Consider the following 24,221-nt stretch of genomic DNA (forward strand, 5'->3'; position numbering starts at 1 on the left):
CGCAGTAGGAAAGGCACCACGCTAGCGGTTCAAGGCCCTAGCGATTCAGAACAATAGTGCTGTGATCTTCCCAGTGAACATAGACGCTGTCTTCCCAGGTTGGACGATCACCGCGGCGTTCCGTATTGGCCATGCTGACCTTGATCATCTGGCCCGACGGCGTGCGAACGTAGTAGAGCGAGAAGCCCCCCAGGTAGGCAATATCATCCACCTTGCCTTCCGCCCAGTTATATTCCGTGGTGGGCTTTTCACGGGTTAACCAGATTTTCTCGGGGCGTAGTGCGACCCACACCCGGCGATCCATCGCTTGGGTGGTTATCCCATGATCAATATAGATGGGGCGTTCAAGCGCAGGGGCGACGATGCGGCAGTGGTCGGCAGCATCCTCGATAATTTCCCCTTCAAACAGATTCACCGTACCGACGAACTCTGCCACCATGCGGCTTACCGGGCTTTCATAAATATCCACCGGCGAACCTACCTGCTCGATCCAGCCATCGGCCATGATCGCCACGCGGTCAGCCATGGTCATGGCTTCTTCCTGATCGTGCGTCACCATGATGCAGGTAACGCCTACCTGTTCGATGATCTCGACCACTTCCAGCTGCATTTCAGTGCGTAGTTTTTTATCCAGCGCCCCCATGGGCTCGTCCAGTAGCAGCAGTTTTGGCCGCTTGGCCAACGAGCGCGCCAGTGCCACCCGTTGACGTTGCCCGCCGGAAAGTTGATGCGGCTTGCGCTTGGCGAAGCGCTCCATGTGCACCAGCTTGAGCATTTGCGCAACACGGGCGTCGATATCCGCTTTGGGCAGTTTGTCCTGCTTTAAACCAAAGGCAATATTCTGGGCAACCGTCATATGCGGAAATAACGCATAAGACTGGAACATCATATTGATGGGCCGCTTGTGAGGTGGCATTGCGGTGATATTGACACCGTCTAGCAAAATGCGCCCTTCTGTTGGTGTCTCAAACCCTGCCAGCATCCGCAGCAAGGTTGATTTTCCCGATCCAGAACCACCTAATAACGCGAAGATTTCGCCGCGCTTAACCTGCAAATTGACATCATCCACCGCCAGCGCATCATCAAATCGTTTGCTTAAGCGTTTCACTTCCAGCACGACATCCTCGGCAAACCGTGGGGTTTTACCCAGAGGACGTGATCCAGAAGGAGTACTTGGCACAGCAGATGAAGGCTCGTTCGACAGGGGCGTAGTGACCATTCGCCACTCCCATCAAAAGGCCCGGCAACCCGGGCATTAATAAAGACGAACAGCGAGCCGGTGAGGGAATGCCTCTGGCTCGCCGTCGGATAAATGTCGGTTTAACGACCAGACTTTACACGATTCCAGATCCGTGTACGTGCGCGAAGCACATCTTGAGGCTTTTCAGCCTGTACGTACAGGTTTTGCATGACATCGGTGGTCGGGTAAATCGCCGGATCATTCAGGATTTCATCAGAGAGATATTCATTAGCCGCCGAGTTAGGGTTGGCATAACGTACATACTCGGTGATCTCGGCAGCAATTTCCGGGTCAAGAATGAAGTTGATAAATGCATGGGCGTTTTCAGTATTCGGCGCGTCAGCGGGCACCGCCATCATGTCGAACCAAAGGGCAGCGCCTTCTTTGGGAATGCTATAGCCAATAGAGAAGTCGCGTCCTGCTTCTTCAGCACGAGCAGCGGCCTGGAAAACATCACCGGAGTAGCCTGCGGCGACGCAAATATCGCCATTTGCCAGGTCAGACACATAGCGTGACGAGTGGAAATAGGTCATATCGTCGCGAACACTGGCAATCAGCTCACCCGCCGCTTCGATATCGTCAATATTTTCGCTGAGCGGGTCTAAGCCTAGATACGCCATGGCGGGTGACAACATCTCATCAGCGGAATCCAGCATTGACAAGCCACAGCCCGCCTCGCTCAGTGCGCCGGTTATTTCAGGATCAAACAACAGCGCCCAACTGTCCAAGGGGGCGTCGTCACCGAGGATTTCTTTTACCCGCTCAACGTTATAGCCGATCCCATTGGTGCCCCACATATAAGGGACCGAGTATTCGCTACCGGCGTCGATGGTTTCCAGGTTAGCCATCAGCTCCGGGTTAAGATTATCTAAATTGGGCAGTAACTCGTGGTTCAGTGGCTGGAACACGCCAGCTTTCACTTGGCGGGTAAAATAGTATGTGGATGGCACGACCACATCGTAACCGGAACGCCCGGCGAGCAATGCGGCATCAAGAATTTCATTACTGTCGTAAACGTCGTAGGTCACTTCAATGCCGGTACGCTCGGTGAATTTTTCCAGCGTTTCCGGGGCAATATAATCTGACCAGTTAAACACCCGCACCTCGTCGGCGTGGGCAGCGCTAGCCGCTGCGGCAAACGAAATGGCCGCAACGGCCGCGGAAAGTTTGTGGATGTTCCCCATTATCACTGCTCCTAATGTCAAAGCTCTATTTGTCTAAGCTCTATTAGCGACGTTTTTGAGCCACTCGTTTTTAGCTCTCGCTGTTAATAACGCTTGGCTACGGCTGTTTTGTGCCAGCTGGCCCACGGCTAACAATAGCGTAGGTCATAACGCTGACCGTGCGAATTTTGCGGTGCAGTGACGCCTACCGCAAGCCAATGTGAAAAATTCTTGTATTTTGCATCATCGGCCCCATTAACCAGCTAGTGCAACGACAACGGCCTAGCCAATAGAGAAATGCTATTGATGGCATGGCTATTCTTAATTTTAGCCATTAGTCGTTAGCCATTAGTATTATCAACAATTTCACATTATTCATTCACCAATCCTGGAGATTATCTGAATGTCATTGATCAACACTGAAGTTAAGCCGTTTAAAGCAACTGCCTATTTGAATGGCGAATTTGTTGATGTTACTGAAGCCGACATGCAGGGTCAGTGGTCCATCTTTTTCTTCTATCCCGCTGACTTCACCTTTGTTTGCCCGACTGAGCTTGGCGACTTAGCCGACAACTATGCTGAATTCAAAAAACTGGGCGTTGAAATCTACAGCGTTTCAACCGATACCCACTTTACTCACAAGGCATGGCACGACAGCTCTGACACCATCGGCAAACTTCAGTACCCGATGATTGCGGATCCGACGCTGCGCATTTCACGTAACTTTGAAGTCTTGATCGAAGAAGCTGGTCTTGCCGAGCGCGGCACCTTTGTTGTCGACCCCGACGGCAAAATCCAGATCGTCGAAATTAACGCAGGCAACATCGGTCGTAATGCCGAAGAACTGCTGCGCAAAGTGAAAGCCGCTCAATACGTTCGTGCCAACCCGAACGAAGTGTGCCCAGCCAAGTGGAAAGAAGGTGAAGAGACTCTCGCTCCTTCGCTGGATCTAGTAGGCAAAATCTAAACCGCTCGCGGTTTTCACGCCCTTGCTCTTTTTTGCTGCGCAAGTGCGTGCATGTTCAACGCCCGGGTTTCGCCCGGGCGTTCTGTTTTAAAGCTGTTATTAAACCTGTTGTTAAAACTGTTTTTTAAAACAGTTTTTAAAATGTTAATGATTAGCACCGTCACACACGTGTGTTCAATACGTCTGTTATCTGCGAGGAAGCTACTGTCATGCTGGACGCCAATTTAAAATCCCAGTTAAAAGCGTATCTGGAAAAAGTGACTCAGCCGTTCGAGATCGTTGCGTCCCTCGATGACGGTGCCAAGTCACAAGAGTTACTCGGTCTGTTGGAAGATATCAGCAGCCTGAGCGACAAGATTACCCTGCACAGCGATGGTCAGGATGCACGTACGCCATCGTTTGCGATCAACCGCCCCGGTGAAGAGACTGGCGTGGTGTTTGCAGGCATTCCTATGGGCCACGAGTTCACCTCGTTAGTGCTTGCTCTGCTGCACATTGGTGGTCATCCGCCTAAGACGTCTGACGAATTGCTTGATCAGGTTCGAGCATTAGATGGCGAGATGCTTTTCGAAACCTATTACTCGTTGTCGTGCCAGAACTGCCCGGACGTGGTTCAGGCACTCAATTTGATGGCCATCTTCAACCCAAACGTGCGCCACGTCGCTATTGACGGCGCGCTGTTTCAGGATGAAGTCGAGTCTAGGGAAATCATGTCGGTGCCGAGCGTCTATTTGAACGGCAAGCCGTTCGACCAGGGCCGTATGACGCTTGAACAGATTTTGGCCAAGGTTGATACCGGTGCCGCCGAACGCGATGCCAAAAAGCTGAGCGAAAAAGCCGCTTTCGATACACTCGTCATTGGTGGTGGCCCGGCAGGCGCTGCGGCGGCTATCTACTCGGCGCGCAAAGGCATCAATACCGGTGTTGCCGCTGAGCGCTTCGGTGGTCAGGTGGCGGACACCATGGGCATTGAAAACTTCATTTCGGTGTCACACACCGAAGGCTCGAAAATGGTCAGCGCGCTTGAAGAGCATGTCAAAGATTACGAAGTTGACGTCATGAACCTGCAGCTGGCTACTTCCTTTAAAGCCGCCGAGACAGAAGGCGGCCTACACGAAGTAACGTTTGAGTCCGGCGCTAAGCTGAAGAGCAAGACGCTAGTACTGGCGACCGGCGCCCGCTGGCGTGAGATGAACGTACCCGGCGAGCAGCAGTATCGCAACAAAGGGGTTGCCTACTGTCCTCACTGTGACGGTCCGTTGTTCAAAGGCAAGCGGGTAGCAGTCATTGGTGGCGGTAACTCTGGCGTAGAAGCGGCGATTGACTTGGCAGGCATTGTCGGCCACGTCACACTGGTAGAGTTTATGGGCGAGATGCGTGCTGATGCGGTGCTGCAGAAGAAGCTCAAGAGCCTGCCTAACGTTGATATCATTCTCAACGCACAATCGACCGAAGTCACCGGTGACGGCAGCCGTGTCAATGGCTTGAACTATAAAGACCGTACGACGGATGAGAGTAAATCCATCGCGTTAGAAGGTATTTTTGTTCAGATTGGTTTGGTACCTAACACCGAGTGGTTAAAAGGCTCACCGATCGAAATGACGCCGCGTGGTGAAATCATTGTCGATGCCCATGGCATGACATCCGTACCCGGCGTGTTTGCCGCAGGCGATGTGACCACCGTCCCCTACAAGCAGATCATTATCGCCATGGGTGAAGGTGCGAAAGCATCGCTCGGCGCTTTCGACTACTTGATTCGTAACTGACCGTGACGAAGAAAAGCCCGCTGACAAAATGTCCGCGGGCTTTTCTGTTGGGAAGTACCTTTAACTCGCGACCCGTTACGATACCCACGTACAATCTTTTAGGTATCCATTAAGATTTAGTTGGAATTTCCCCTAGCACCTCTGGAATCGTCATCTTTACATAGCGCCCTGGCGCAGGCTCAATCACTTTGAGTTCACCATCGCCAGGTTGGCGCGCAGGCACCATCTTTTCGCTATCGGCATAGCCATTATCAGTCATCCAAGACTGCCAGTGGGGCCACCAGGAGCCTTCATGAGGCGTTGCGTTTGCTAGCCATTCTTCATGCGTTTCCGGCAGCGCATCGTTCGTCCAGTAGCCGTACTTGTTTTTATGGGGCGGATTGACAATACCCGCGATATGGCCCGATCCGCCCAATACGAAGGTGACCGGCCCTTTAGGTAACAACGCCCCATAATAGGTACTGTTCCACTTGGCGATGTGGTCCTCTTTGGTGGATACGAAATAGCTGGGCGTGGAGACTTTACGCAGGTCTATTTTCACACCATCCAATTCAATACCGCCAGGCTCAACCAAGCGGTTCTCCAGGTACATATAGCGCAGGTACCAAGCGTGCGTCCCGGCAGGAAGATTGGTGCCATCCGTGTTCCAGTAAAGCAGGTCAAAGGCGGCAGGCGTTTCGCCCTTTAAATAATTATTGATGTAAAACGACCAAAACAGATCATTTTCACGCAGCAAGTTGAAGGTATAAGCCATTGAACGACCATCAAGATAGCCTTTCAACTGCAGCGTCTGCTCAATACCTTCTACCACTCGCTCATTTAGAAATACGCCGATATCGCCAGGATCACGAAAATCCTGCAGCGTCGCCATATAAGTAACCGACTTTACTTTGCGCCCACGGCGCGTGCTGGTGAGGTAGGCCACTGTAGAGGCGGCTAGTGTGCCTCCCACGCAATAGCTGAGTAGATTGACCGACTTCTCACCACAGGCCTGTTCGATGGCTTCCATCGCGCTGATGGGTCCCATCTGCATATAGTCGGCCCAGGTGATATCGCGCTGTTCAGGCCCAGGGTTACGCCAGGAGATTAGAAAGACTGTATGGCCTTGATCCACCAGCCACTTAACCATTGAGTTATCTTCGCGCAGGTCAAGGATGTAGTACTTATTGATCCACGGCGGCACCATTAGCAACGGCGTTTTAAAGGTTTTTTCTGTGGTGGGGGTGTACTGGATCAACTGGATCAATTCGTTTTCGTAGACCACAGCACCGGGCGTTACGGCGATATTTTCACCCACGCCAAAAGCGCCACGATCCGTCATGCGGACATTGATACCCTCGGCAGAATTCCCCAAGTCTTCGCGCAGGAGGGCTAATCCATCCACCAAGTTCTGGCCACGGGTTTCAAGCGTGAGGCGCATGACTTCAGGGTTGGTGCTCATAAAATTTGTCGGCGCCATCGCGTTGACCAACTGGCGCGCGTAAAACATTAGGTTACGCTTTTTAGTTTCGTCTAAGCCGCTTAGGCTTTCAACCAGCTCTTCCACCATCTGCGAAAACAGTAGGTACTGCTGCATGATAGCCATATAGTGCGGGTCTTGTGTCCACGCCTCGTCTTTAAAACGGCGGTCATTTTTGGCCGGCGTGATCAACGGGGTGACCTGCTCGCCAGCCATCCCTCGCATGGCTTGCTGCCACAACATCCACTGATCCTGCACCAACCGGGCCTGGGTTTCCCACAGCAGGGTAGGATTCTGCATCAGCGACTGTGCACCCGCTTCAAAGCTTTCGCGCATATCGCTATAAATGGAGTCGGCGGCTTCACTTGGTGCGATACGGGAAAGCAGATCCTGCATCAATCCTTGGTACTGCTCACCGATCTCTTTGAGCTGATTATTCCACTCTTCAAGCTCTGCTTGAGATAACCCTTCAGGTAAGCCCTTGGCTATTTCATCGGCTAGCCCTTGAGAAAGACCTTGGGTTAGCCCTTGAGAAAGCCCTGATGATAATGCCTGGAACGGATTGTGCCACGCTGACTGCATACTAACTCTCCCTACGCCCTCTCCAGGCGCACCGACCACTTTGACCAAGACCAAGCTGTTATATAGCTGAGTTTTTAATACGATAAAGTTTTTATACGATAAGGCTTCGATATGACAAGGTTTTATCGTTGCAACGTTTTAAATGCATCGCGGCGCCCTAAGGCGCCGCGATGATGTCGTCACTCAGCTTTTGCGCGATGAGTGACTGGAGGCTTTCGCAGGCTGCTCCCCTTTCGCAGTAGCCTTGGCTTGGTCGGACATTTGCTGCCCGGCTTCACTGAACATCTTTTCCATTTCAGACTTAAACTGCAGGCTCATTTCGCTCATCACCCGCGCATCTTCCTGCATCTGCTGGGAAAGTTCGTTCATCATCTCGGCTTGCTTGGTGCCGAAATCACGCAGGCTTTCTGCGTCTTGAATTTCAGTGGCGCTACGAATGCGCTCAGTACCCATCTGGCTGTAGCGCTTCATGGCTTCCAGCTGATACTGGGTCATTTTTTCCATATTGTTGAGCATCAGCGAATTAATTTTTCGCATGGGCTCAAACATCTGCTTAGTTTGGGCGTTAAAGGCGTCCATCATATTGTCTTGCATAGTGTCTGCTCCTGTATCGTTCCTTGGCATGAGCCTTGGAGTGACTCACCGTAATGTAGCTCTGCTGCACTGCAAAAAGAGTAATCTTTGGCATGCTGCATTGCAACAGTGGTGTGATTTCAGTATCACCGTGCAAGCCTGAACCGCTTTGCCATATTACTCTGCCCTACCTCAACAGGTGGAAAACCACCTGTTAAGCTAATGCGCGTTAACTGCTTGCTTCAATCTATGTGTCGCTGCTTCTTGTTTCAGAACGGGAACGTGACGATGCCGTTGACTTTGCTTTGCTGGAAGTAGCGCTTTCCGCATTGCTTTTAGAGTTAGTCCCCCCCCTCTTCTCATCATCATTGCTGTGAGCCGAAGAAGCGCTGGCGCTGCCCGCTTGCCGCAACATATCGAGCATCATTTGCTGGTAGGTGCCGAAGTTAGCTAGCCCTTGAGAAAGCCCTTGCTGCATCATCGGTTGCTGCAGGAAAGGGCGCATTAGGCTCATAGGGTCATAGCCTTCCACCCCAGACTCCATCTGCCGCTGAATATTCTCTAGCAGATTTTTCTGGAAAGCTTCGACATCAGGCAGCCCCAATGATTGGCGAAATTCATCGGGGGTAAGATCAAACTCAACATTAATCTTCATAGGCGGCTCCTGCACTGTTTTTCATGACGACTGCTCATGCATTTGTTTTGTTTGAGTGTAGCAGCGAACTGCAAACCTCACCGTGATGCGTTATCGCTGAGTTAAACGCGGTGTATCAACGCTGACATCGCCATTCTGGCCACGCTGACGCAGCCAGTGATCCAACAGCGTAATCGCCATCATCGCCTCAGCAATGGGCGTTGCGCGAATCCCTACGCAGGGGTCGTGGCGTCCTTTAGTCACCACCTCGACTGCCTGACCATGAATATCGATAGAGCGGCCCGGCGTAGTAATGCTGGAAGTGGGCTTCAGCGCTAAGCGCGCTACAATCGGCTGCCCGCTAGAGATACCACCGAGCACGCCGCCTGCGTGGTTGGAAAGAAAGCCCTCTGGCGTCATCTCATCACGATGCTCGCTGCCACGCTGGGCGATACAGTCAAACCCTGCGCCAATCTCAATCCCTTTTACCGCATTGATACTCATCAAAGCATGCGCCAGATCAGCATCCAGGCGGTCAAAGACGGGTTCACCCAGCCCTACCGGCACGCCGTCAGCAATCACGGTGATCTCAGCACCTACCGAATCCTGGTCGCGGCGCAGCTGATCCATATAGGCTTCCAGTTCAGCGACGCGCTCCGGGTCGGGGCAGAAAAACGCATTTTGGCCCACCGACTCCCACTGTTTGAACTCAATCTTGATGGGGCCCAGCTGACTCATATAGCCACGAATCTGCACCCCTTGGGCAGCCAAATACTTCTTGGCAATCGCCCCTGCAGCCACCCGCATAGCGGTTTCACGGGCGCTGGAGCGCCCTCCACCACGATAGTCCCGGTGGCCATACTTATGGTGGTAGGTGTAATCCGCATGGGCAGGTCGGAACTGCTCTTTGATTTTTGAATAATCGTTAGAGCGCTGATCGGTGTTCTCAATTAGCAGCCCGATTGAGGTGCCGGTGGTTTTGCCTTCAAACACCCCGGAAAGAATGCGCACCTGATCAGGCTCTTTACGCTGGGTGGTATGCCGCGAGCTGCCCGGCCTGCGGCGATCCAGATCATGTTGCAAATCAGCTTCACACAACGGCAGCCCGGGCGGGCAGCCATCAACGATCGCGCCGAGCGCAGGGCCGTGGCTCTCACCGAAGGTGGTGACGGTAAATAGTTTGCCAAACGTATTGCCAGACATGGCGGTTAGTTCCTCACACGAAAGACGCCGCATGGGCGTCGAGTTCAGCGGCGCTCAGGGCGAATACGCCCTGGCCGCCACGCTCGAATTCAAGCCACAGGAAGGGGACGTCGGGAAACGCCGCTTCCACATGGCGATCGGAGTTGCCGACTTCTACGATCAGCCAGCCCTCTTCCGTTAAGTGTTCCCGCGCCTCGCGCAAAATGCGCCGCACTATATCCAAGCCATCGCTGCCAGCGCCCAGCGCTAACGATGGCTCATGGCGGAATTCAGCGGGCATGGTGGCAAGGTCGCGGGCATCGACATAGGGCGGGTTAGAAACGATCAAATCAAAGCGTCGGCCTTCTAAGCCGCTGAATACATCCGATTCGACGGCACGTACCCGGTCGCCCACATCGTGGCGGGTAATATTTTGCCGTGCGACAGCTAAGGCATCCTGACTGATATCGGCAAGCGCCACTTCACAGGTCGGCAAATAGAGAGCCGTCGCAATGCCGATACAGCCGGAACCGGTGCATAAATCCAGCACACTGGCAGGCGGCTCTTCAGGAAACCAGGCGGCAAAGCCGTCTTCAATCAGCTCGGCAATGGGCGAGCGAGGGATGAGCACGCGTTCATCGACGTTAAACGGATGGCCGGCAAAAAAGCTCTCGCCCAATAAATAGGGAAGCGGACGGCGGGTGGTAACACGTTCCCGCGCTAGGGCAATAATGCGCTGACGTTCAACGGGCAGTAGCCGCGCCTCTAGCACACCGGGATCGATGTTCCACGGCAAGTGCAGCGCGCCTAAGCAGAGTGCCACCGCCTCATCCCAGGCAGAATCGGTACCATGGCCGTAGTGCAGGCCCGCCAGATAAAACTCGCTGGAGACCCAGCGCAGATAGTCGCGTAGGGTAAAGAGCTGGCTCACCAGCAACGACTCCGACAGAGATAGGGTTGAGTGAGAATGCTCAACGTTTAGATGCGTGGTCACAGCGGCTCCTGGTTGACGATAATGATGAATAAAGCCGATAAAGCCTTATTCATGCAACGAATAAAAAGATTGTACCTTTCACGCCGCCCGGTTCACAGCAACGCTGAGCCCGCTATACTGTGCTTCTTTAACTGCTCTACTCTTTTCGGCCACCATTCTCGACCACCCGAGCTTGATATGACGCGACACCGCCACCTGCCCAATGATGATGATATTAGTGCCTTCCGCGATGCGTTAAAGGCCGCGGGCGTGCGCCGTATCGCTACTAACCAGGCCGATCCAGGCAAACCTAAAATTGACGGCAAGGCCCATGAGGCTAGACGCCATGCGGCTGTTGAAAGCAATACGCCTCAGTCCAGCGGGCGCACCTCTGATGGCCGGGTGGAGGCCGTGCGCCCTTCTGAGTATTTAGAGTTTTGTGTGCCGGATTTACCATGGCGTACTTTTAGCCAACTAAAACGTGGGCAAACGGCGTGGCAAGCGGGACTTGATATGCACGGCTATACGCTAGAAGAGGCGCGTGCGGAGTTGGAGAGTTTTTTGCGCGACGCCGCCAGCCAAGGCTTGCGCTGCGTACTGGTAGTGCATGGCAAAGCATGGGGCACCACGTCCGACTTCCCTGTGCTTAAAAGCCATACCAATGCCTGGTTGCGTGAGTGGCCCGGTGTACTGGCTTTTTGCTCCGCTATCGATATCGATGGTGGCACCGGTGCGGTGTATATATTGCTGCGCAAGCGGGGCCAGTAGCCATTACTCGGTAGCGTCGGAAGCGATACTCGGCATGCGCCGCTCAAGCGCTTCGTCAGCCAAATGTCTACCCAATCGAATCAAGTCTCTACCCCGGTGGAATTCATAGGTGCTGCAGACCGTTTTAGGTATTTCGATAAGCACATCTGGCGGATACCCGGCCACTTTATACTTGGCCAGGGCCGCCTGAGTAATATCAAACGACTCTAAAATCATATCGAGCTTGCTCCACTCGCGCCTACCTCGCGCCTCAGTGGTTTCCTGTAGCTCATCGCCCTCTCCGGCTACCCCCTCCCCATTAGCGCCCAGCCCCGCCCACAGTTTTCGCGTAGCGGCGCGCACATCCCCCATCCAGTTACTCATATTTTGATCGCGATCAATCTCTTTTTTACTACGGCTATCGACGGTTTCCTCTTCCTTAGGCAGCAATTCCTCTAATGTGACCGGCAGTGGGCTATGCGCGGTCACGTTGACGGCTACCACAAAATCCGCTTGATGAGCCGCTACCACAGGCATGATCGGCAGCGGATTAAGCAACCCGCCATCCACCAACACCTGATCACCCAAATGCACGGGCGTTATTACTCCCGGCACGGCAATTGAAGCGCGAATCGCTTGTAATAAGGGGCCATTTTGAAACCACACTTCCCGCTGGCGAACCAGATCCGTTGCCACCGTTGTCACTGGAATCGCGAGGTTTTCAATTAATATATCGCCCACCAGCGCTTCCAGCTTGCTCATGATCTTGCTGGCACGCATCGCACCCATGGGGCTCCAGGTCACGTCGACCAGTTTAAGTACATCCAGATAGTCAAGGTTGCACACCCAATCGCGGTATTCAGGCAGCTTGCCTGCCGCGTAAATACCACCGATCAGCGCGCCCATCGAGCATCCTGATACGGCGATGATGTCAAAGCCCCGCGCCTCAAGTGCTTCAATTACCCCAATATGCGCATAGCCGCGCGCACCGCCGCTGCCCAACACCAGAGCGACCTTGTTCCCACTACTGACATGCACCAATTCGTTCATACTGCCATCCATCGCTAGGCCTTATCGCTCTTAACCCTGTCGCTCGTAACCCTGTCGCTCATAACCCAATGAGCGCTGATTACTGCAGAGACTTGCGCTACGGCGCGGGGCTCCAGATGCAAATGATGGCCACCATTAAGCACGTGGCGGGTCAATTCCTTGACTGCTTGCCGCGCCTGAACCGCCCAGGCACGTTCACACAGAATCCCTTGCTCCCCTTCAACCAATAGCACTGGAGCGCTAATTTCCGCCAGCAATGACAACACCTGTTCGGGCGTGAAGCGCACCAACGAAGGCTTCAGCAAGCGACTGTCGGTGCGCATTTGCACATGGCCATCGGCGGTGGGCTGGGTGTTGCGCTCCACTAGCGGTGTGGCCGTAATGGTATCCACCGGCGTGACACCTCCGGCAACACGTGCAGCGATGGCACTCTCGATATCCGGGTAGCGCGGCGCGCGGGAAAGTGGCCGACGGTGGGCTATCAGTCCTTTGCGCAGTTGGCTGGCGGTCTCTTCAATGGGCGTATTGAGCGCCCCCAGCCCGTCAATCAACGTTAGCCGCTCAACGCGCTCCGGCATCGCAGCAGCAAGCAGGCAGGCCACTGCGGCGCCCATGGAGTGGGCCAACACGCTAACTTGGTTAAGGCCGAGGTCTTCCATGGCATCCAACACATCGTGGCAGTAGCCCCATAGCGCATAGTCACTGCCTTGTGGTAAGTGCGCCGACTGGCCATGACCACGAAAATCCAGCGCTACTATGCGAATACCGAGCTTTTCCACCAGCAGGGGAGCTAAGCGTGAAAAGCTGGCCGCATTATCCAGCCAGCCGTGCAGAGCCAGCCAAACCGGGGCATCAGCGCGCCCCCAACTAAGGGCGGCCAAGCGACCCTGGGAAAAAGAAAGCGGCTGCGGCGCAACGCTGCGTGCAGCCGTAGATTCGGTGTGGGGCATAATCAACGATCCTGAACAAACGGCAACGTCATAAGGCAAGCAAGATGACGACGTAAGCGACAAACGTTACCATGCCCGGCGTAATGCTTCCGCCACTTTTACCTCCACACTCATTTGGTGCCATTATGAAACCACACCGCGATACCCGCGCTCGTAATCTGGTCTTTTTTGTTGCTGTCATTAGCGCCCTGGTGGTCGGTTTCTGGCTCGCAAAATAGGTTCAAGCCTCACCGAGTAGCCCCAGGCTGGCCGCTGGTGCTTGGCGACGTAATCCCCGTGAGAGTGCATGACCTATCACGCCAATCAGCACAGCACCGCCAATGGGAAGGAATACCCATAGTCCCACATGAAGGCGCGGGGTTAGATCCAACAAAAAGATGTACAGCGCAGCCGTGGTTAGTTCGGCCAGCACCGCGCCCATCAACCCACTGGCAAAGCCCAACAACGCGTATTCAGCGCCCTGCACCCTTGAAATCATTTTACTGCCTGCACCAAATACGCGTAATAGGCCGCTTTCATGGGCACGCACCGGCAAGCTTGCGGTCAGTGCGGCATACAGTACGCTTACCCCTGCCAACAGGACCAATGCAAGCACTAACTCCACCGCCCGCGTAACCTGGCCGAGTACATCTCGCACCTGACCTAAAATGGCGTCCACGTTAAGCAACGAGACACCGGGAAAGTCGGTGATCAGCTCACGGATCAGCCCCTGCTCCGTTTCCGGCAAATGGAAGGCCGTAATGTAGCTATGACCGAACTGCTCCAGCACTCCCGGTGGGAAAATAACGAAGAAGTTAGGCTGAAAGCTGTCCCAGTTTAGGCTGCGTAGGCTGGTGATTTGGGTAGTAATCTCATCGCTACCCACTGAAAAGGTCATCTCATCACCAATGCCCAAACCGAGCCTTTCGGCCAGCCCATCTTCTACTGAAATGGGCACGGGTGCTGCCTGCCGCGTTGCCTCAACGGCGCTCATCCAGCCTTGGCCTTCACTGCCCTCTTCATTACCCTCCTCACTGTTAGCGTCGCCTCCCAACTGGGCTGGCGAGAACCACTCACCGGCCACCACAGCATTGCCTTCGGGCACTTCAGATTGCCACGTCAGATTGAGCTCCCGGCGCAGCGAGTTATCACCACGGGCGTCAGGCGGCACGGCGTCTCCAGGCGGCTGACCATTAATCGAAATCACTCGCCCACGCACCATTGGGTAGAGGGTGCTTTGGGTTTCTACACGCGGCGAAACTGCCGCATCGAAAGGATCACGTTCAGAAGGCTGAATATTAATGGCAAAGTAGTTAGGGGTATTGTCAGGCAATTGATCCTGCCAAGTGCTAAGCAGATCTCCCCGCACCAGTACAATCATCGCCATGGCAAAGAAAGTCACCGAAAAGGCCAGTAATTGGCCTAGGCCCGCTTGGCGACGCCGTGCAAGCTGGCGGCCACCTAAGCGGAGCGCCTGAGACCACTCACTACTCCCTGAAAATCGCTGTACGACGCGCAACAAACCGCTTAGCAGCAGCGCACTAATCATCCACAGCACACCGAGCAGAGCCGCCCCACCAATCAACAGCGCAATCGCCAGCGGCAGGCTACCCGAGTAGAGCCACAGCAGCCCGCCAAACACTAGGCTTGCCACGCCCACCACCAGCCAGGCCGAAGGCGGCAGCGGATCTAATTCGCGACGCAGCACTTTTAATGCGCTCACGCGTTTGATACGCAGCAGGGTTGGCCCAGCAAACCCCACCAGCACGGCAAGAGCCGTAAATACGCCTAATCCCAACGGCATAAGACCAGGCGGCGGTAGCGTCATGGGTAAGAAACTCACCAACAGCCAGATAAGAACCGCTTGGCCAATCAGCCCAAGCAGCGCCCCAATCACTGCGGCTACCAGCGCCAAACCCATTAGCTGAAGCGAAAAAATCGTCACTAGTTGCCGCTGGCTGGCGCCAAAGCAGCGCAACAGTGCGGCGGTATCCAGGTGGCGCTCCACATAACGGCGAGTCGACATCGCCACTGCCACGCCCGCCAACAGTACCGCTGCTAAACCGGCCAGCCCCAGATAGCTCTCTGCACGCTGCAAGGCATTGCCAAGTTGGGGGCGATCAACGCGGACATCCCGTACCTCTACTCCATCGCGGCGTAGCTCAGCAAGCAGGCCTTGCACTTGTTCAAGCGCTTCCGGCGGGCCTGCAGCCAGGATTTCAAACTCAATCCGCGAGCCTTCTTGAACAAGGCCGGTGGCTTCGACATCGGCGGTATTGATCATCAAACGTGGATTAAAATTACTGAAACCGCCGGACTGGTCCGCTTCGCGTTCAATGATCCCTGTTATCTCAAGTTCAGTCTGGCCCACTTGGACCCGGTCCCCCAGTTCTATCTCAACCAGCTCTATCAAGCGTGGGTCAGCCCATGCTTCACCAGGGGCTGGACCAGACGCTATTTGTTCGGTGCCATTGCCAAAATCGACGGAAGAGGCGCCGTAATGAGGGTAGACCTCATCCACGGCTTTTATGCTAGCCGGTTGAAAACGTCCATCGCGGCTAATCATTGATACCAGATCGACTTGGTCACTCAGTACGAAACCTGCATTTTCAAGGCGTTCTCGCAGCTCCTCTGAAAACGGGTCACGCTGCTCTAGCACTAGATCGCCACCCAGCATCTGGCCCGCCTGGCGCTCTAAGCCGCGCTCTAGGCGATCAAGGAAAAACGCAATCATGGTGGAAGCTGCGACCGCCAATACCAGGGCGATAAACAGCGCACGTACATCCGCAGCTCGCAGGTCTCGCCTGAGGCTGCGCATGGCCAGGCGCCAATTCACATCACTCATTGCGTGCCCTCGTCAATCGGAGCCGCGGTGGGTACAAACGCTTCTAATTTTCCATGATCTAATCGTAGGCAGCGATCACAGCGGCGCGCCAGAGCATGGTCGTGAGTCACTAAAATCAGCGTGGTGCCTGCTTCCCGGTTTAGGGTGAAGAGCAGATCAATGATTTGCGCGCCGGTGTCGGGGTCCAAATTACCGGTAGGTTCATCGGCAAACACCAGCTCGGGGTCGGTAACGAAAGCACGGGCTACGGCAACGCGCTGCTGCTCACCACCGGAAAGTTGTTTGGGTAAGTGATTCACTCGCTCGCCAAGCCCAACACGCTCCAACCACTGAGCAGCGGTTTGTGTCTCCCCTGCACGCGGTGAGAGTTCGAGGGGTAACATGACGTTCTCAAGCGCGCTCAAGGTGGGCAGCAGTTGGAAGTTCTGGAAAACAAAGCCCACTCGCCCAGCGCGTAGCGCAGCTCGCCCATCTTCATCCAAGCGGCTCAGCGCATGGCCGAAGAGGGTTAGCTCACCGTCGCTTGGAGTATCAAGGCCAGCCAGTAGCCCTAGTAGGGTTGATTTTCCCGCGCCGCTCTTGCCTAGAATCGCCACACTTTCACCTGCCGCCACGCTTAGCGATAGGTCGTGTAAGATAGTTAGTGAGCGTTCACCGCTCGTCACTTTTTTAGACAGCTTGTCGGCATGCAGAACGGGATGCCTAACGGCACCTTGTGGAATATCGCTTAACGCTTGGTTGTCGTTATCAGGCTGGCGTTCACTGCGAGGTGACTCGCTCGACATTGATATACCCGTAGCAGTACTGGCAGTTTTATCTGAGGGGCTTTGATTTGAAGAACTTGGATTTGAAGGGCTTTGATTTAAGGAGTAAGACATGAAGCGTGGCATCCCTGTGGCATGGCATGGACTGAACCGCATGGTAACCGGATGGCTGGTGTTGCTGATAGTCACCTTTGCCTCGGTGCCTATCAACGCAGCGCCTACCAATACCGAACAGTCACCCAGCCTATTAGTGATGGGCGATAGTTTAAGCGCCGCCTACGGTATTGAGCGTGAAGAGGGTTGGGTGAGCCTGCTGGCAGAGCGTTTAGAAGGCGAGGTGAACGTCATTAACGCCAGCATTAGCGGTGAAACCACATCCGGAGGTCTACAACGATTCTCTGATATTCTCGGACAACAGCAGCCGGATATTGTTCTACTGGAATTAGGCGGCAATGACGGTTTGCGCGGTCTGGCACCCAATCAAATGCAGGCGAACTTAGCCAGCATGATTGAGCAGAGCCAAGAGGCAGGTGCACAAGTACTGCTACTAGGGATCGATATACCGCCCAACTATGGCCAAGCGTACCGGGACGCCTTTACCGGGGTTTTCCACTCGCTGGCTGAAAAGTACGACATTTCTCTAGTGCCTTTCTTGCTGGAGGATATCGCCCTAAACGACGCGCTTATGCAAAGTGACGGCATTCACCCTACCGCCGATGCGCAGCCGATTATCCTCGACAATGTGTGGCCCGAGCTTGAACCGCTGATTGAGCCCCTGGTTGAGGGGCAGTTAGAGACAACGCATCAGGCAGCGGTTCAGTAAGCCCACCCTTTTGACTGAGAGATGTAGCACTTCACCACGCCAGCTTGTAATCTTAAGGCCTATTTGACAGTTACGAATGGCGGCTCATGCCTGCATCTTCTGATCACAGCCCTGCTACTTTTTCGCGTCGACAGTTCTTAACAACGGTCGGCGCGCTTTGCTTGGGCCTAGGGCTGGGCATTCATCCAACACCTGCATCAGCATTCGACCCTCAGCGCCTTCGTCAAAGCATGCAGCAACAGTATGGTCAGGCTGGCCTAGCCGTATTAGAAGAGTGGCTTGCTCTACTTCAACAGCTACAGAACCAAAATGTTCAAGCCAAGCTGCGCGGGGTTAATGACTTCTTCAATCGCCGCATCCGATGGGTCGATGATATTCGTATTTGGGGGGAGGAAGACTTCTGGGCCACGCCCTTGGAAGCCATGGGTAAAGGCCAGGGCGATTGTGAGGACTACTCCATTGCTAAATACATTACCCTCAAACAATTGAGTGTTACCAGTCAGTATCTACGTATGATTTATGTCCGCGCGCGCATTGGACGCAGTCAAATTACCCAAGCCCACATGGTGCTGGGCTACTACTCGACACCGGATGCAGAACCATTGGTACTGGATAATATTGTCCCTTCTATTACCCCTGCCTCTCAGCGTACAGATCTCGATCCACTGTTTAGTTTTAACAGTGAAGGGCTTTGGGCTGGCGGCTCATCTGAATCTCGCGCCGACCCGCTCGCTCGGCTCTCACGCTGGCGCAGCGTCATCGAACGTATGCAAACCCAGGGTTTCATTTAAGAGGAATTGGCACGATGTCACTTATAAAACAACTTTGGCTCGCCATTATCGCCCTGCTTCTGCTGTCGTTCGTGGGCAGTCTTACCATCAGCATTACCACCAGTCGCGATTATATTGAGCAGGAAGTGCGTATTAAGAATGCCGATAATGCAAACGCACTGGCGCTTTCCATGAGTCAGCTCGATAAAGAGCTGGTGACGTTAGAGCTGTTGATAGCGGCTCAATTTGATACCGGCTACTACCGTCAAATTACCCTGCGTGATACCGATGGAAGTGTACTGATCGAGCGCGTTTCCGACACCTATACCGGCGACGTACCAGTCTGGTTTCGTCAGTTGGTTGAGTTTGATGTGCCTAGCGGCACCGCCACCATTCAAGACGGCTGGCGGCAGTTCGGTACGCTGGAACTTGATAGCCAGCACAGCTTTGCTTATGCCTCGCTTTGGCGGAGCACGCTCGAACTGGCCGCCTGGTTTTTGCTAGCCGGAGCCATTAGCCTGGCAATTGCTACTATGGTGGTTCGTGGCATTAAACACCCCCTTTCGCGTGTCGTTGCACAGGCACAAGATATAAGCGCACGGCGTTTTACCACCATTGAAGAGCCACGCACGCTGGAACTGCGTCAAGTTACCCAGGCGATGAACATACTGTCTGCCAATGTTCATCAGATGCTGAGTCACGAAAGCCATAAACTAGATGAATTGCGCCGCCACTTACAGCACGACCGAGTCACCGGTGCGCTCAACCGCGATGTATTTATGGGTAAGCTTTCGTCTCAGTTAAGCAGCGATGGTGCTCGCGCTACCGGCATGCTGGTGATGGTGCGCGTTCAAGAACTAGAGACACTTAACGAGCAGCTCGGCTACGCCGGCACCGACCAACTATTAGTGACGCTGGTTACCCAGCTGGGGCAACTGGACAATGTCTCGTCAGAACCCGTAGTAGGTCGCCTGAACGGTAGTGACTTTATCTTTATGCTACCGCTGGTGGATGATGTAGAAGAACTTAGAATTCAGGTGATGGCAGCCTTAGTTGAGGTAACCGCCACAGTGCCCGATGTGGAGGTATATTTACCGACTGCGATTGTGCCTTATGCACCGCATGATGAACGCGCCATACTGCTAGCCACGCTGGATGATGCGTTGGCACAAGCCGAAAGCCTAACGTCCTTTGAACAGGTAGTGGTGCGTCAGCGTGAACGTGTCTCGCTTTACAGCAGCCACGCGGAATGGCGCGCAGCGCTGGAAACCGCCATTCAAGCGGGCCCAGAGTTGGCTTATTTCCCGGTAGTCGACGCCCACGGCGATATCCTTCACTACGAATGCCCTGCCCGATTACAGTTAGCGGGGAAATGGCACACCGCTGGCGTATTCATTCCCTGGGTCACCCGCTTTGATATGGAGCCTGCGCTTGATCTAGCGGTAGTCAAAAAGGCGCTGCTCACCCTTCAAACCGACCTTAAGCCAGTGGGGATCAATCTCTCTGCAGCATCGATCACCAACACCCAGTTTGTGAACAACTTGCGGAACTTGCTTGTTTCTCAACCACTGCTGGCTAAACAGCTCTGTTTCGAAGTGCCCGCCACCCTTAGCACCCATGCAATAGGCAGCTTGCGAGGGCTATGTGCTGCCTTACGCCCGCTTGGATGCACGTTTGGTATAGAGCACGTGGGGGCAGAATTTACTAAGCTCGCTGACCTGCACGATGTGGGGCTTGCTTACTTAAAAATGGATAGCAGTCTTATCCACCAACTGCATGCTTCACATGAGCAGCAAACCATCGTGCGTGGCATGGCCACGCTATGCCACTCACTCGGCATTCAGGTCATTGGGGAAGGTGTTGCTGATGATGACGAGCTTGTTTGTTTGTTCCGTGTCGGTGTCGATGGCGCAACCGGTCCAGGCATACACTACGCATAAGCCTCACGTAGGAATTGAGGCTCGAGGTAACTTCTTGGCGGCGGCGCTGTTTCGTTGAGTTAACTAAATAGTGTCGCTGTCACCGCCCAATAAATCGACGTTGTTTTTAACCCGCAACGACTTACGCTCCATTACTTTGGCCTGTGCCGCTTCCGGCAGATCAGTGAAGGTGATGATTCCCTTCTCCAGCAGCACTTCCAGAATATCTTCAACAACCCGCACAAACGCCAAGTCAGATGCTAGAAAATGCGCCGACGACTCCGGCTGGTCGGCTAGAAAAGCCACTACCTCAGGTGAATCGGGTGCGATCGTTTCGCTGCATTCAGACGTTGGCTCTTTGCTGAGCATAACGATCTCGCCGGACGGAGTGCGTTTGGTGTAGAGCATGTGACTTTCCTCTGTAAGTAAACTCGCTCAAGTATTGCGGAAGGTAATTAATACACTGATGCAACAAGGCCGCCCGATGGGCGGCCTTGTGGGTTTGCTAGGCATTATTACTCTGTTTTGGGAGTATCCTGTAGTAATGACTGGAGGAAATCAGATGAACTTTGACTGCCCATATCTGCGCCATTCAACACGATATGTTGATCTGCATTCTCACCATTTTTACCCAAGTCACCTTTAGTACTGATATTGAGTACCGTTTCACCTTCGCCATCAGTACCAACTTGGATGAACTGCTCAATATCATCATCCATATCAGGCAACAGTTCTGAAATATCCAGCTTATCGCCTTCATCTGCATTGACGTCCCTGACGGTATCAGTGGCAGGATTCTCCTCCGTGCCCTGATCAGCAAACTCCCACTTGAAGGTATCAGCGCCTGCGCCGCCATAGAGCTGGTCGTTGCCTTCTCCGCCGATAAGTGTGTCAGCGGATGAAATATTATCTAATGGGACTCCATTCTCACCCACTTCTGTGGCAGTCGCTTTAGCAACCAAACTGAAGTCACCGTCACCCGCTGACACCGTTAGCGTTAGATTGACATCTGCTAATGAGTCTTCACCATTGTTACTGATCAGCCAGTAGTCACTCTTTTCGGTAATAGTCACATTGCTATTCTCATTAACCGTGAGAGTCGCATCTTTAGGAACTCCTGTAAGCGTGATATCCGAGAGCACCTCACTGCCATCAGTATCAACCAGTTCGGCAGAGAGGGTGATATCGTAGGCTACTTTAGTGTCATTATCCACTAAGCCAGGATAGCCCAGATAATCGCCTTTAGAAGTTACCACACCAGCTAGCTGGTTAGATCCACTGATAACGTTTACATTTTTATCAGTTTCAATATTCCAATTATCATTATGATTAGCATAATTATGCCACTCATGCGGCACGATCCCACCAACCTTGTATTCTACGCCAGGATTCTGAACGAGGAAAATAAAGTCTGCTGAATTACCTTCTCCGGCATTGCCCTTTACTGCATTCATACTCTTAAAAATGTGTTCTTCTCCGTTGTTATCATTCTTGATATCAGAGTACCCACTATTTTCATTCAATAAGAAAACATCTGTTTTAGCACTTCCATCAGTATTCCCCTTGGAGTATTTCGTAAAATTACTTAAGCCAACATAATCTGAGCTATTTTTTAAAATAGATTGAATATCTCCATCAGTTAGATCTTTGACAGTTTTAAAATCGTCAGTGTCTTTGTAACCCTTACTAGCGTTTGTGTACCAAACTTGGACATTATGTCCGATAGCGAAAATTTCTCCATCTTTCACATCGAAACCATAGCCATCAGAAGATTGGCTACCACCATTCACCTGGGTAATTTCACTTCCCTCTGAAACATCCAAGGTAACGGTGGGTGCATCCGCTACCGGAATAATATTCACAGCGAGGATCGCTTCTTTACCCTCTACATCGCCTTCCATTGGCTTAAAGGTAATGTGGGCGTAATCCGCCTCCTTGTTTCCGACCTCATTGCCCTCATAGCCATCGAAGCCAGATGCATCAACTGCGGGTATAAATACCAAATTACCGTCTTCAGTATCAGATTCGGTTATTTCCTGATCATCAGATACGTCGTTACCATTAAGCTGTAATGTACCGTTATTGCCAACATCTGTTATGCGGATACTGTTTGTGTTTTCTGAGACTTTGAAGTCTTTCCAGTTAATTGCTAGCCCACCCTCTTGATCTTCAAGACCTTCTACAATCCCACCGTCTGCCTGCGGCGCCTCCGTATCATCTGGTTCGCCCGAGTAGGTATTTAAGTTAACAGTAATCGTATTGCTATCGCCATCTCCATCGGTAGCTTTGACATCAAAGTTAACATCCTCCGCCATTTCCTGATATTGGAGGAAGTCCCACGTGCCGGTATTACCAGTCAACTTGATTTCAAAAACCTTACCGCTGTCATTAATCGCCACCAAAGTGTGTTGATCATCTTTGAGAGTTAACTTGTATTCGCTGTCTTCCGGTTTCAGCAGCTCATACCCAGCGATGCCATCGGCAGAACTAGCATCGACTTTTCCAGTCGCGCTGCCAATTGGCTGTTGCTCGTCTGGATCACCCAGAAACTCTATCGATTCAAGGGCAAAGTCACTGTTTTGATCGCCTGTACCACCCAAATTATCGACAGCTACAAAACGCACCTCATCAAACCCTCCAGGCACCGAGATGAGATCCTGAGTGTAAAAATCGCCGGCATCACTGCTGGCAACAACACTCTCTTCTTTACCTACCTTATCACCGTCACGATAAAAGACCATTTCAGCCTGCTCATTAGCACTATCAAACTGAGTATCTTTAGTAAACAAATCAGTTAATTTTGCTTTAAGACCAAAGGCTAGATAACCCTCGTCGAGCTTGAATATCAACTCCTCGAAATTATTATCGCTTCGGTAATCTATTTCATAATCTAATTGCTCTAATTGAGGACTTACCCCAGAACTTTTAACTGAAAGTCCATTATTAGATTGATTGACGGTAGCGGCATTTTCGCCTGAGGCATCGTTAAGGCCTTTTACGGAAATAGTAAAGTTATGATCCTGTAAATTTTCTCCATTGGAAAAGCCAAACGCTCCCTTCATAACCTTGACTATGTCATCAGCGTCAGTATTGACCTTATACCCACCCTCAGGGGCAGACTGTGAAATCTCAACACCGTCATCTTCAATAGTGATATTGAAGCTACCCTCAGCGTCGTTACTGCCATCCGAGAGGATGATGCCAACGTCAAAATTTAGCGTATCTTCCGATGTTGGATCAGAGTGATCGACTGGTTGACTTAGCTTAACGCTATAGCCAATAGAAGAGGGAGGTTCATTGCCTTCCGCATTGACTTGATTATTTCCGTCGTTCAGTTCAATTCGGATGACTTCCAGGCCAGAATCGATGGCACCGATAGCCACTGCTTTATTACTTCCATCCTCACCACCGTAAGCCCAAGAAATCTCTTTGTCACCAGACGATAAGGAAACTGAATTAAGCGAAGCTAGATTAATTTCAGCAGTTAATGCAGCGGTGCCATTGTCTGTAATATTAATCGTGCCGGATGACGTCGTTTCGTTAGTAGTGTCCGTATACCCATCCCCTGCTTGTTCATCAGGAAAACCCTTCTTCCCTTGAAGATCAAGTCCTTCTTCGGAAACAGCGGTTTTTTCAGGTGTTATGGTTGGCGTCTCGTTCAGGCCGTTGATCTGTACCGTCAGCGTCGCGGTGTTGGAGCTGCCCTCACCGTCAGTGGCCTGGTAGCTGATCGAACTGGTCACCGAGTCGTTGGCATCCAGATTGTCAAAATCACCATTGGGGTCGAAGGTGTAGCTGCCGTTGGCGTTAAGCGTGAACAGACCGCCATTGCTGC

19 protein-coding genes are annotated in these 24,221 nt (G+C 52.8%); 6 read left to right on the forward strand and 13 right to left on the reverse strand.

Going from position 1 to position 24,221, the window contains the following annotated elements:
- Positions 1-37: 37 nt before the first annotated feature.
- Both HUO07_RS17115 and HUO07_RS17120 read right to left on the reverse strand, forming a co-directional pair.
- Entirely contained in the window at positions 38-1,219 is a 1,182-nt protein-coding gene (locus tag HUO07_RS17115; RefSeq protein ID WP_176304563.1) for an ABC transporter ATP-binding protein, read from the reverse strand.
- Positions 1,220-1,320: 101 nt separating this feature from the next.
- Positions 1,321-2,424 (reverse strand): polyamine ABC transporter substrate-binding protein, encoded by a 1,104-nt coding sequence (locus HUO07_RS17120; protein ID WP_008959596.1) that lies wholly within the window; start codon positions 2,422-2,424, stop codon positions 1,321-1,323.
- Between the two features lie 388 nt (positions 2,425-2,812).
- On the opposite strand from HUO07_RS17120, the gene ahpC reads away from it, so the two are divergent.
- Both ahpC and ahpF read left to right on the forward strand, forming a co-directional pair.
- Positions 2,813-3,370, forward strand: coding sequence for an alkyl hydroperoxide reductase subunit C (gene ahpC, locus HUO07_RS17125; protein ID WP_431313221.1), 558 nt, complete (start codon positions 2,813-2,815; stop codon positions 3,368-3,370).
- Positions 3,371-3,579: 209 nt separating this feature from the next.
- The gene (gene ahpF / locus HUO07_RS17130; RefSeq protein WP_176304564.1) at positions 3,580-5,136 is read left to right on the forward strand and encodes an alkyl hydroperoxide reductase subunit F; all 1,557 of its coding nucleotides are present in this window, start codon (positions 3,580-3,582) and stop codon (positions 5,134-5,136) included.
- 109 nt (positions 5,137-5,245) lie between these two features.
- Here ahpF and phaC read toward each other — a convergent pair whose 3' ends face one another.
- From phaC to prmB, 5 genes are all read right to left on the reverse strand, one after another.
- Positions 5,246-7,177 carry a class I poly(R)-hydroxyalkanoic acid synthase gene (phaC, locus tag HUO07_RS17135; RefSeq protein WP_176304565.1) on the reverse strand — a complete coding sequence of 644 codons (1,932 nt, stop codon included), beginning with the start codon at positions 7,175-7,177 and terminating at the stop codon, positions 5,246-5,248.
- Positions 7,178-7,360: 183 nt separating this feature from the next.
- Positions 7,361-7,771 (reverse strand): phasin family protein, encoded by a 411-nt coding sequence (locus HUO07_RS17140; RefSeq protein ID WP_176304566.1) that lies wholly within the window; start codon positions 7,769-7,771, stop codon positions 7,361-7,363.
- Between the two features lie 226 nt (positions 7,772-7,997).
- Positions 7,998-8,405 (reverse strand): hypothetical protein, encoded by a 408-nt coding sequence (locus tag HUO07_RS17145; protein ID WP_176304567.1) that lies wholly within the window; start codon positions 8,403-8,405, stop codon positions 7,998-8,000.
- 90 nt (positions 8,406-8,495) lie between these two features.
- Complete coding sequence (gene aroC, locus HUO07_RS17150; protein ID WP_176304568.1) at positions 8,496-9,587, reverse strand: chorismate synthase; 1,092 nt, start codon at positions 9,585-9,587, stop codon at positions 8,496-8,498.
- 13 nt (positions 9,588-9,600) lie between these two features.
- Entirely contained in the window at positions 9,601-10,560 is a 960-nt protein-coding gene (gene prmB, locus HUO07_RS17155; protein ID WP_176304569.1) for a 50S ribosomal protein L3 N(5)-glutamine methyltransferase, read from the reverse strand.
- A gap of 177 nt (positions 10,561-10,737) precedes the next feature.
- On the opposite strand from prmB, the gene HUO07_RS17160 reads away from it, so the two are divergent.
- Positions 10,738-11,307, forward strand: a complete 570-nt coding sequence (locus HUO07_RS17160) for a Smr/MutS family protein (RefSeq protein ID WP_176304570.1) — start codon at positions 10,738-10,740, stop codon at positions 11,305-11,307.
- A 3-nt stretch (positions 11,308-11,310) separates the two neighbouring features.
- Here HUO07_RS17160 and HUO07_RS17165 read toward each other — a convergent pair whose 3' ends face one another.
- From HUO07_RS17165 to HUO07_RS17180, 4 genes are all read right to left on the reverse strand, one after another.
- On the reverse strand, positions 11,311-12,336 hold the full coding sequence (locus tag HUO07_RS17165; RefSeq protein ID WP_176304571.1) for a patatin-like phospholipase family protein: 1,026 nt from the start codon (positions 12,334-12,336) through the stop codon (positions 11,311-11,313).
- Between the two features lie 14 nt (positions 12,337-12,350).
- Positions 12,351-13,286: an alpha/beta fold hydrolase gene (locus HUO07_RS17170; RefSeq protein WP_176304572.1), complete on the reverse strand. Its 936-nt coding sequence runs from the start codon at positions 13,284-13,286 to the stop codon at positions 12,351-12,353.
- 220 nt (positions 13,287-13,506) lie between these two features.
- Positions 13,507-16,110, reverse strand: coding sequence for an ABC transporter permease (locus tag HUO07_RS17175; protein ID WP_176304573.1), 2,604 nt, complete (start codon positions 16,108-16,110; stop codon positions 13,507-13,509).
- Positions 16,107-16,895, reverse strand: coding sequence for an ABC transporter ATP-binding protein (locus HUO07_RS17180; protein WP_246286763.1), 789 nt, complete (start codon positions 16,893-16,895; stop codon positions 16,107-16,109). The genes HUO07_RS17175 and HUO07_RS17180 overlap by 4 nt, the downstream gene beginning before the upstream one ends.
- Positions 16,896-16,986: 91 nt before the next feature.
- Here HUO07_RS17180 and HUO07_RS17185 point away from each other — a divergent pair, with 91 nt between their 5' ends.
- From HUO07_RS17185 to HUO07_RS17195, 3 genes are all read left to right on the forward strand, one after another.
- A complete protein-coding gene (locus tag HUO07_RS17185) occupies positions 16,987-17,697 on the forward strand; it encodes an arylesterase (protein ID WP_176304574.1) in 711 nt (236 codons plus the stop codon).
- An 86-nt stretch (positions 17,698-17,783) separates the two neighbouring features.
- Positions 17,784-18,488 (forward strand): transglutaminase-like cysteine peptidase, encoded by a 705-nt coding sequence (locus HUO07_RS17190; RefSeq protein WP_176304575.1) that lies wholly within the window; start codon positions 17,784-17,786, stop codon positions 18,486-18,488.
- A gap of 14 nt (positions 18,489-18,502) precedes the next feature.
- Positions 18,503-20,407 (forward strand): bifunctional diguanylate cyclase/phosphodiesterase, encoded by a 1,905-nt coding sequence (locus tag HUO07_RS17195; RefSeq protein ID WP_176304576.1) that lies wholly within the window; start codon positions 18,503-18,505, stop codon positions 20,405-20,407.
- Positions 20,408-20,470: 63 nt separating this feature from the next.
- Here HUO07_RS17195 and HUO07_RS17200 read toward each other — a convergent pair whose 3' ends face one another.
- Both HUO07_RS17200 and HUO07_RS17205 read right to left on the reverse strand, forming a co-directional pair.
- The gene (locus HUO07_RS17200) at positions 20,471-20,794 is read right to left on the reverse strand and encodes a tryptophan synthase subunit beta like protein (protein WP_176304577.1); all 324 of its coding nucleotides are present in this window, start codon (positions 20,792-20,794) and stop codon (positions 20,471-20,473) included.
- A gap of 107 nt (positions 20,795-20,901) precedes the next feature.
- On the reverse strand, positions 20,902-24,221 hold a 3,320-nt coding region (locus HUO07_RS17205), incomplete at its 5' end, for a type I secretion C-terminal target domain-containing protein (RefSeq protein WP_176304578.1).

It is taken from the genome of Vreelandella maris (assembly GCF_013371085.1).
In the GTDB taxonomy this organism is placed as follows: domain Bacteria; phylum Pseudomonadota; class Gammaproteobacteria; order Pseudomonadales; family Halomonadaceae; genus Vreelandella; species Vreelandella maris.

What these genes read in the sequence shown, in the direction of transcription:
- HUO07_RS17160 (WP_176304570.1), top strand. Translation starts at nt 10,738, where the DNA reads ATGACGCGACACCGCCACCTGCCCAATGATGATGATATTAGTGCCTTC.
- aroC (WP_176304568.1), bottom strand. Translation starts at nt 9,587, where the DNA reads ATGTCTGGCAATACGTTTGGCAAACTATTTACCGTCACCACCTTCGGT.
- HUO07_RS17145 (WP_176304567.1), bottom strand. Translation starts at nt 8,405, where the DNA reads ATGAAGATTAATGTTGAGTTTGATCTTACCCCCGATGAATTTCGCCAA.
- HUO07_RS17170 (WP_176304572.1), bottom strand. Translation starts at nt 13,286, where the DNA reads ATGCCCCACACCGAATCTACGGCTGCACGCAGCGTTGCGCCGCAGCCG.
- HUO07_RS17185 (WP_176304574.1), top strand. Translation starts at nt 16,987, where the DNA reads ATGAAGCGTGGCATCCCTGTGGCATGGCATGGACTGAACCGCATGGTA.
- HUO07_RS17200 (WP_176304577.1), bottom strand. Translation starts at nt 20,794, where the DNA reads ATGCTCTACACCAAACGCACTCCGTCCGGCGAGATCGTTATGCTCAGC.
- HUO07_RS17115 (WP_176304563.1), bottom strand. Translation starts at nt 1,219, where the DNA reads ATGGTCACTACGCCCCTGTCGAACGAGCCTTCATCTGCTGTGCCAAGT.
- HUO07_RS17175 (WP_176304573.1), bottom strand. Translation starts at nt 16,110, where the DNA reads ATGAGTGATGTGAATTGGCGCCTGGCCATGCGCAGCCTCAGGCGAGAC.
- HUO07_RS17165 (WP_176304571.1), bottom strand. Translation starts at nt 12,336, where the DNA reads ATGAACGAATTGGTGCATGTCAGTAGTGGGAACAAGGTCGCTCTGGTG.
- ahpF (WP_176304564.1), top strand. Translation starts at nt 3,580, where the DNA reads ATGCTGGACGCCAATTTAAAATCCCAGTTAAAAGCGTATCTGGAAAAA.
- HUO07_RS17140 (WP_176304566.1), bottom strand. Translation starts at nt 7,771, where the DNA reads ATGCAAGACAATATGATGGACGCCTTTAACGCCCAAACTAAGCAGATG.
- HUO07_RS17195 (WP_176304576.1), top strand. Translation starts at nt 18,503, where the DNA reads ATGTCACTTATAAAACAACTTTGGCTCGCCATTATCGCCCTGCTTCTG.
- phaC (WP_176304565.1), bottom strand. Translation starts at nt 7,177, where the DNA reads ATGCAGTCAGCGTGGCACAATCCGTTCCAGGCATTATCATCAGGGCTT.
- HUO07_RS17180 (WP_246286763.1), bottom strand. Translation starts at nt 16,895, where the DNA reads ATGTCGAGCGAGTCACCTCGCAGTGAACGCCAGCCTGATAACGACAAC.
- HUO07_RS17120 (WP_008959596.1), bottom strand. Translation starts at nt 2,424, where the DNA reads ATGGGGAACATCCACAAACTTTCCGCGGCCGTTGCGGCCATTTCGTTT.
- HUO07_RS17190 (WP_176304575.1), top strand. Translation starts at nt 17,784, where the DNA reads ATGCCTGCATCTTCTGATCACAGCCCTGCTACTTTTTCGCGTCGACAG.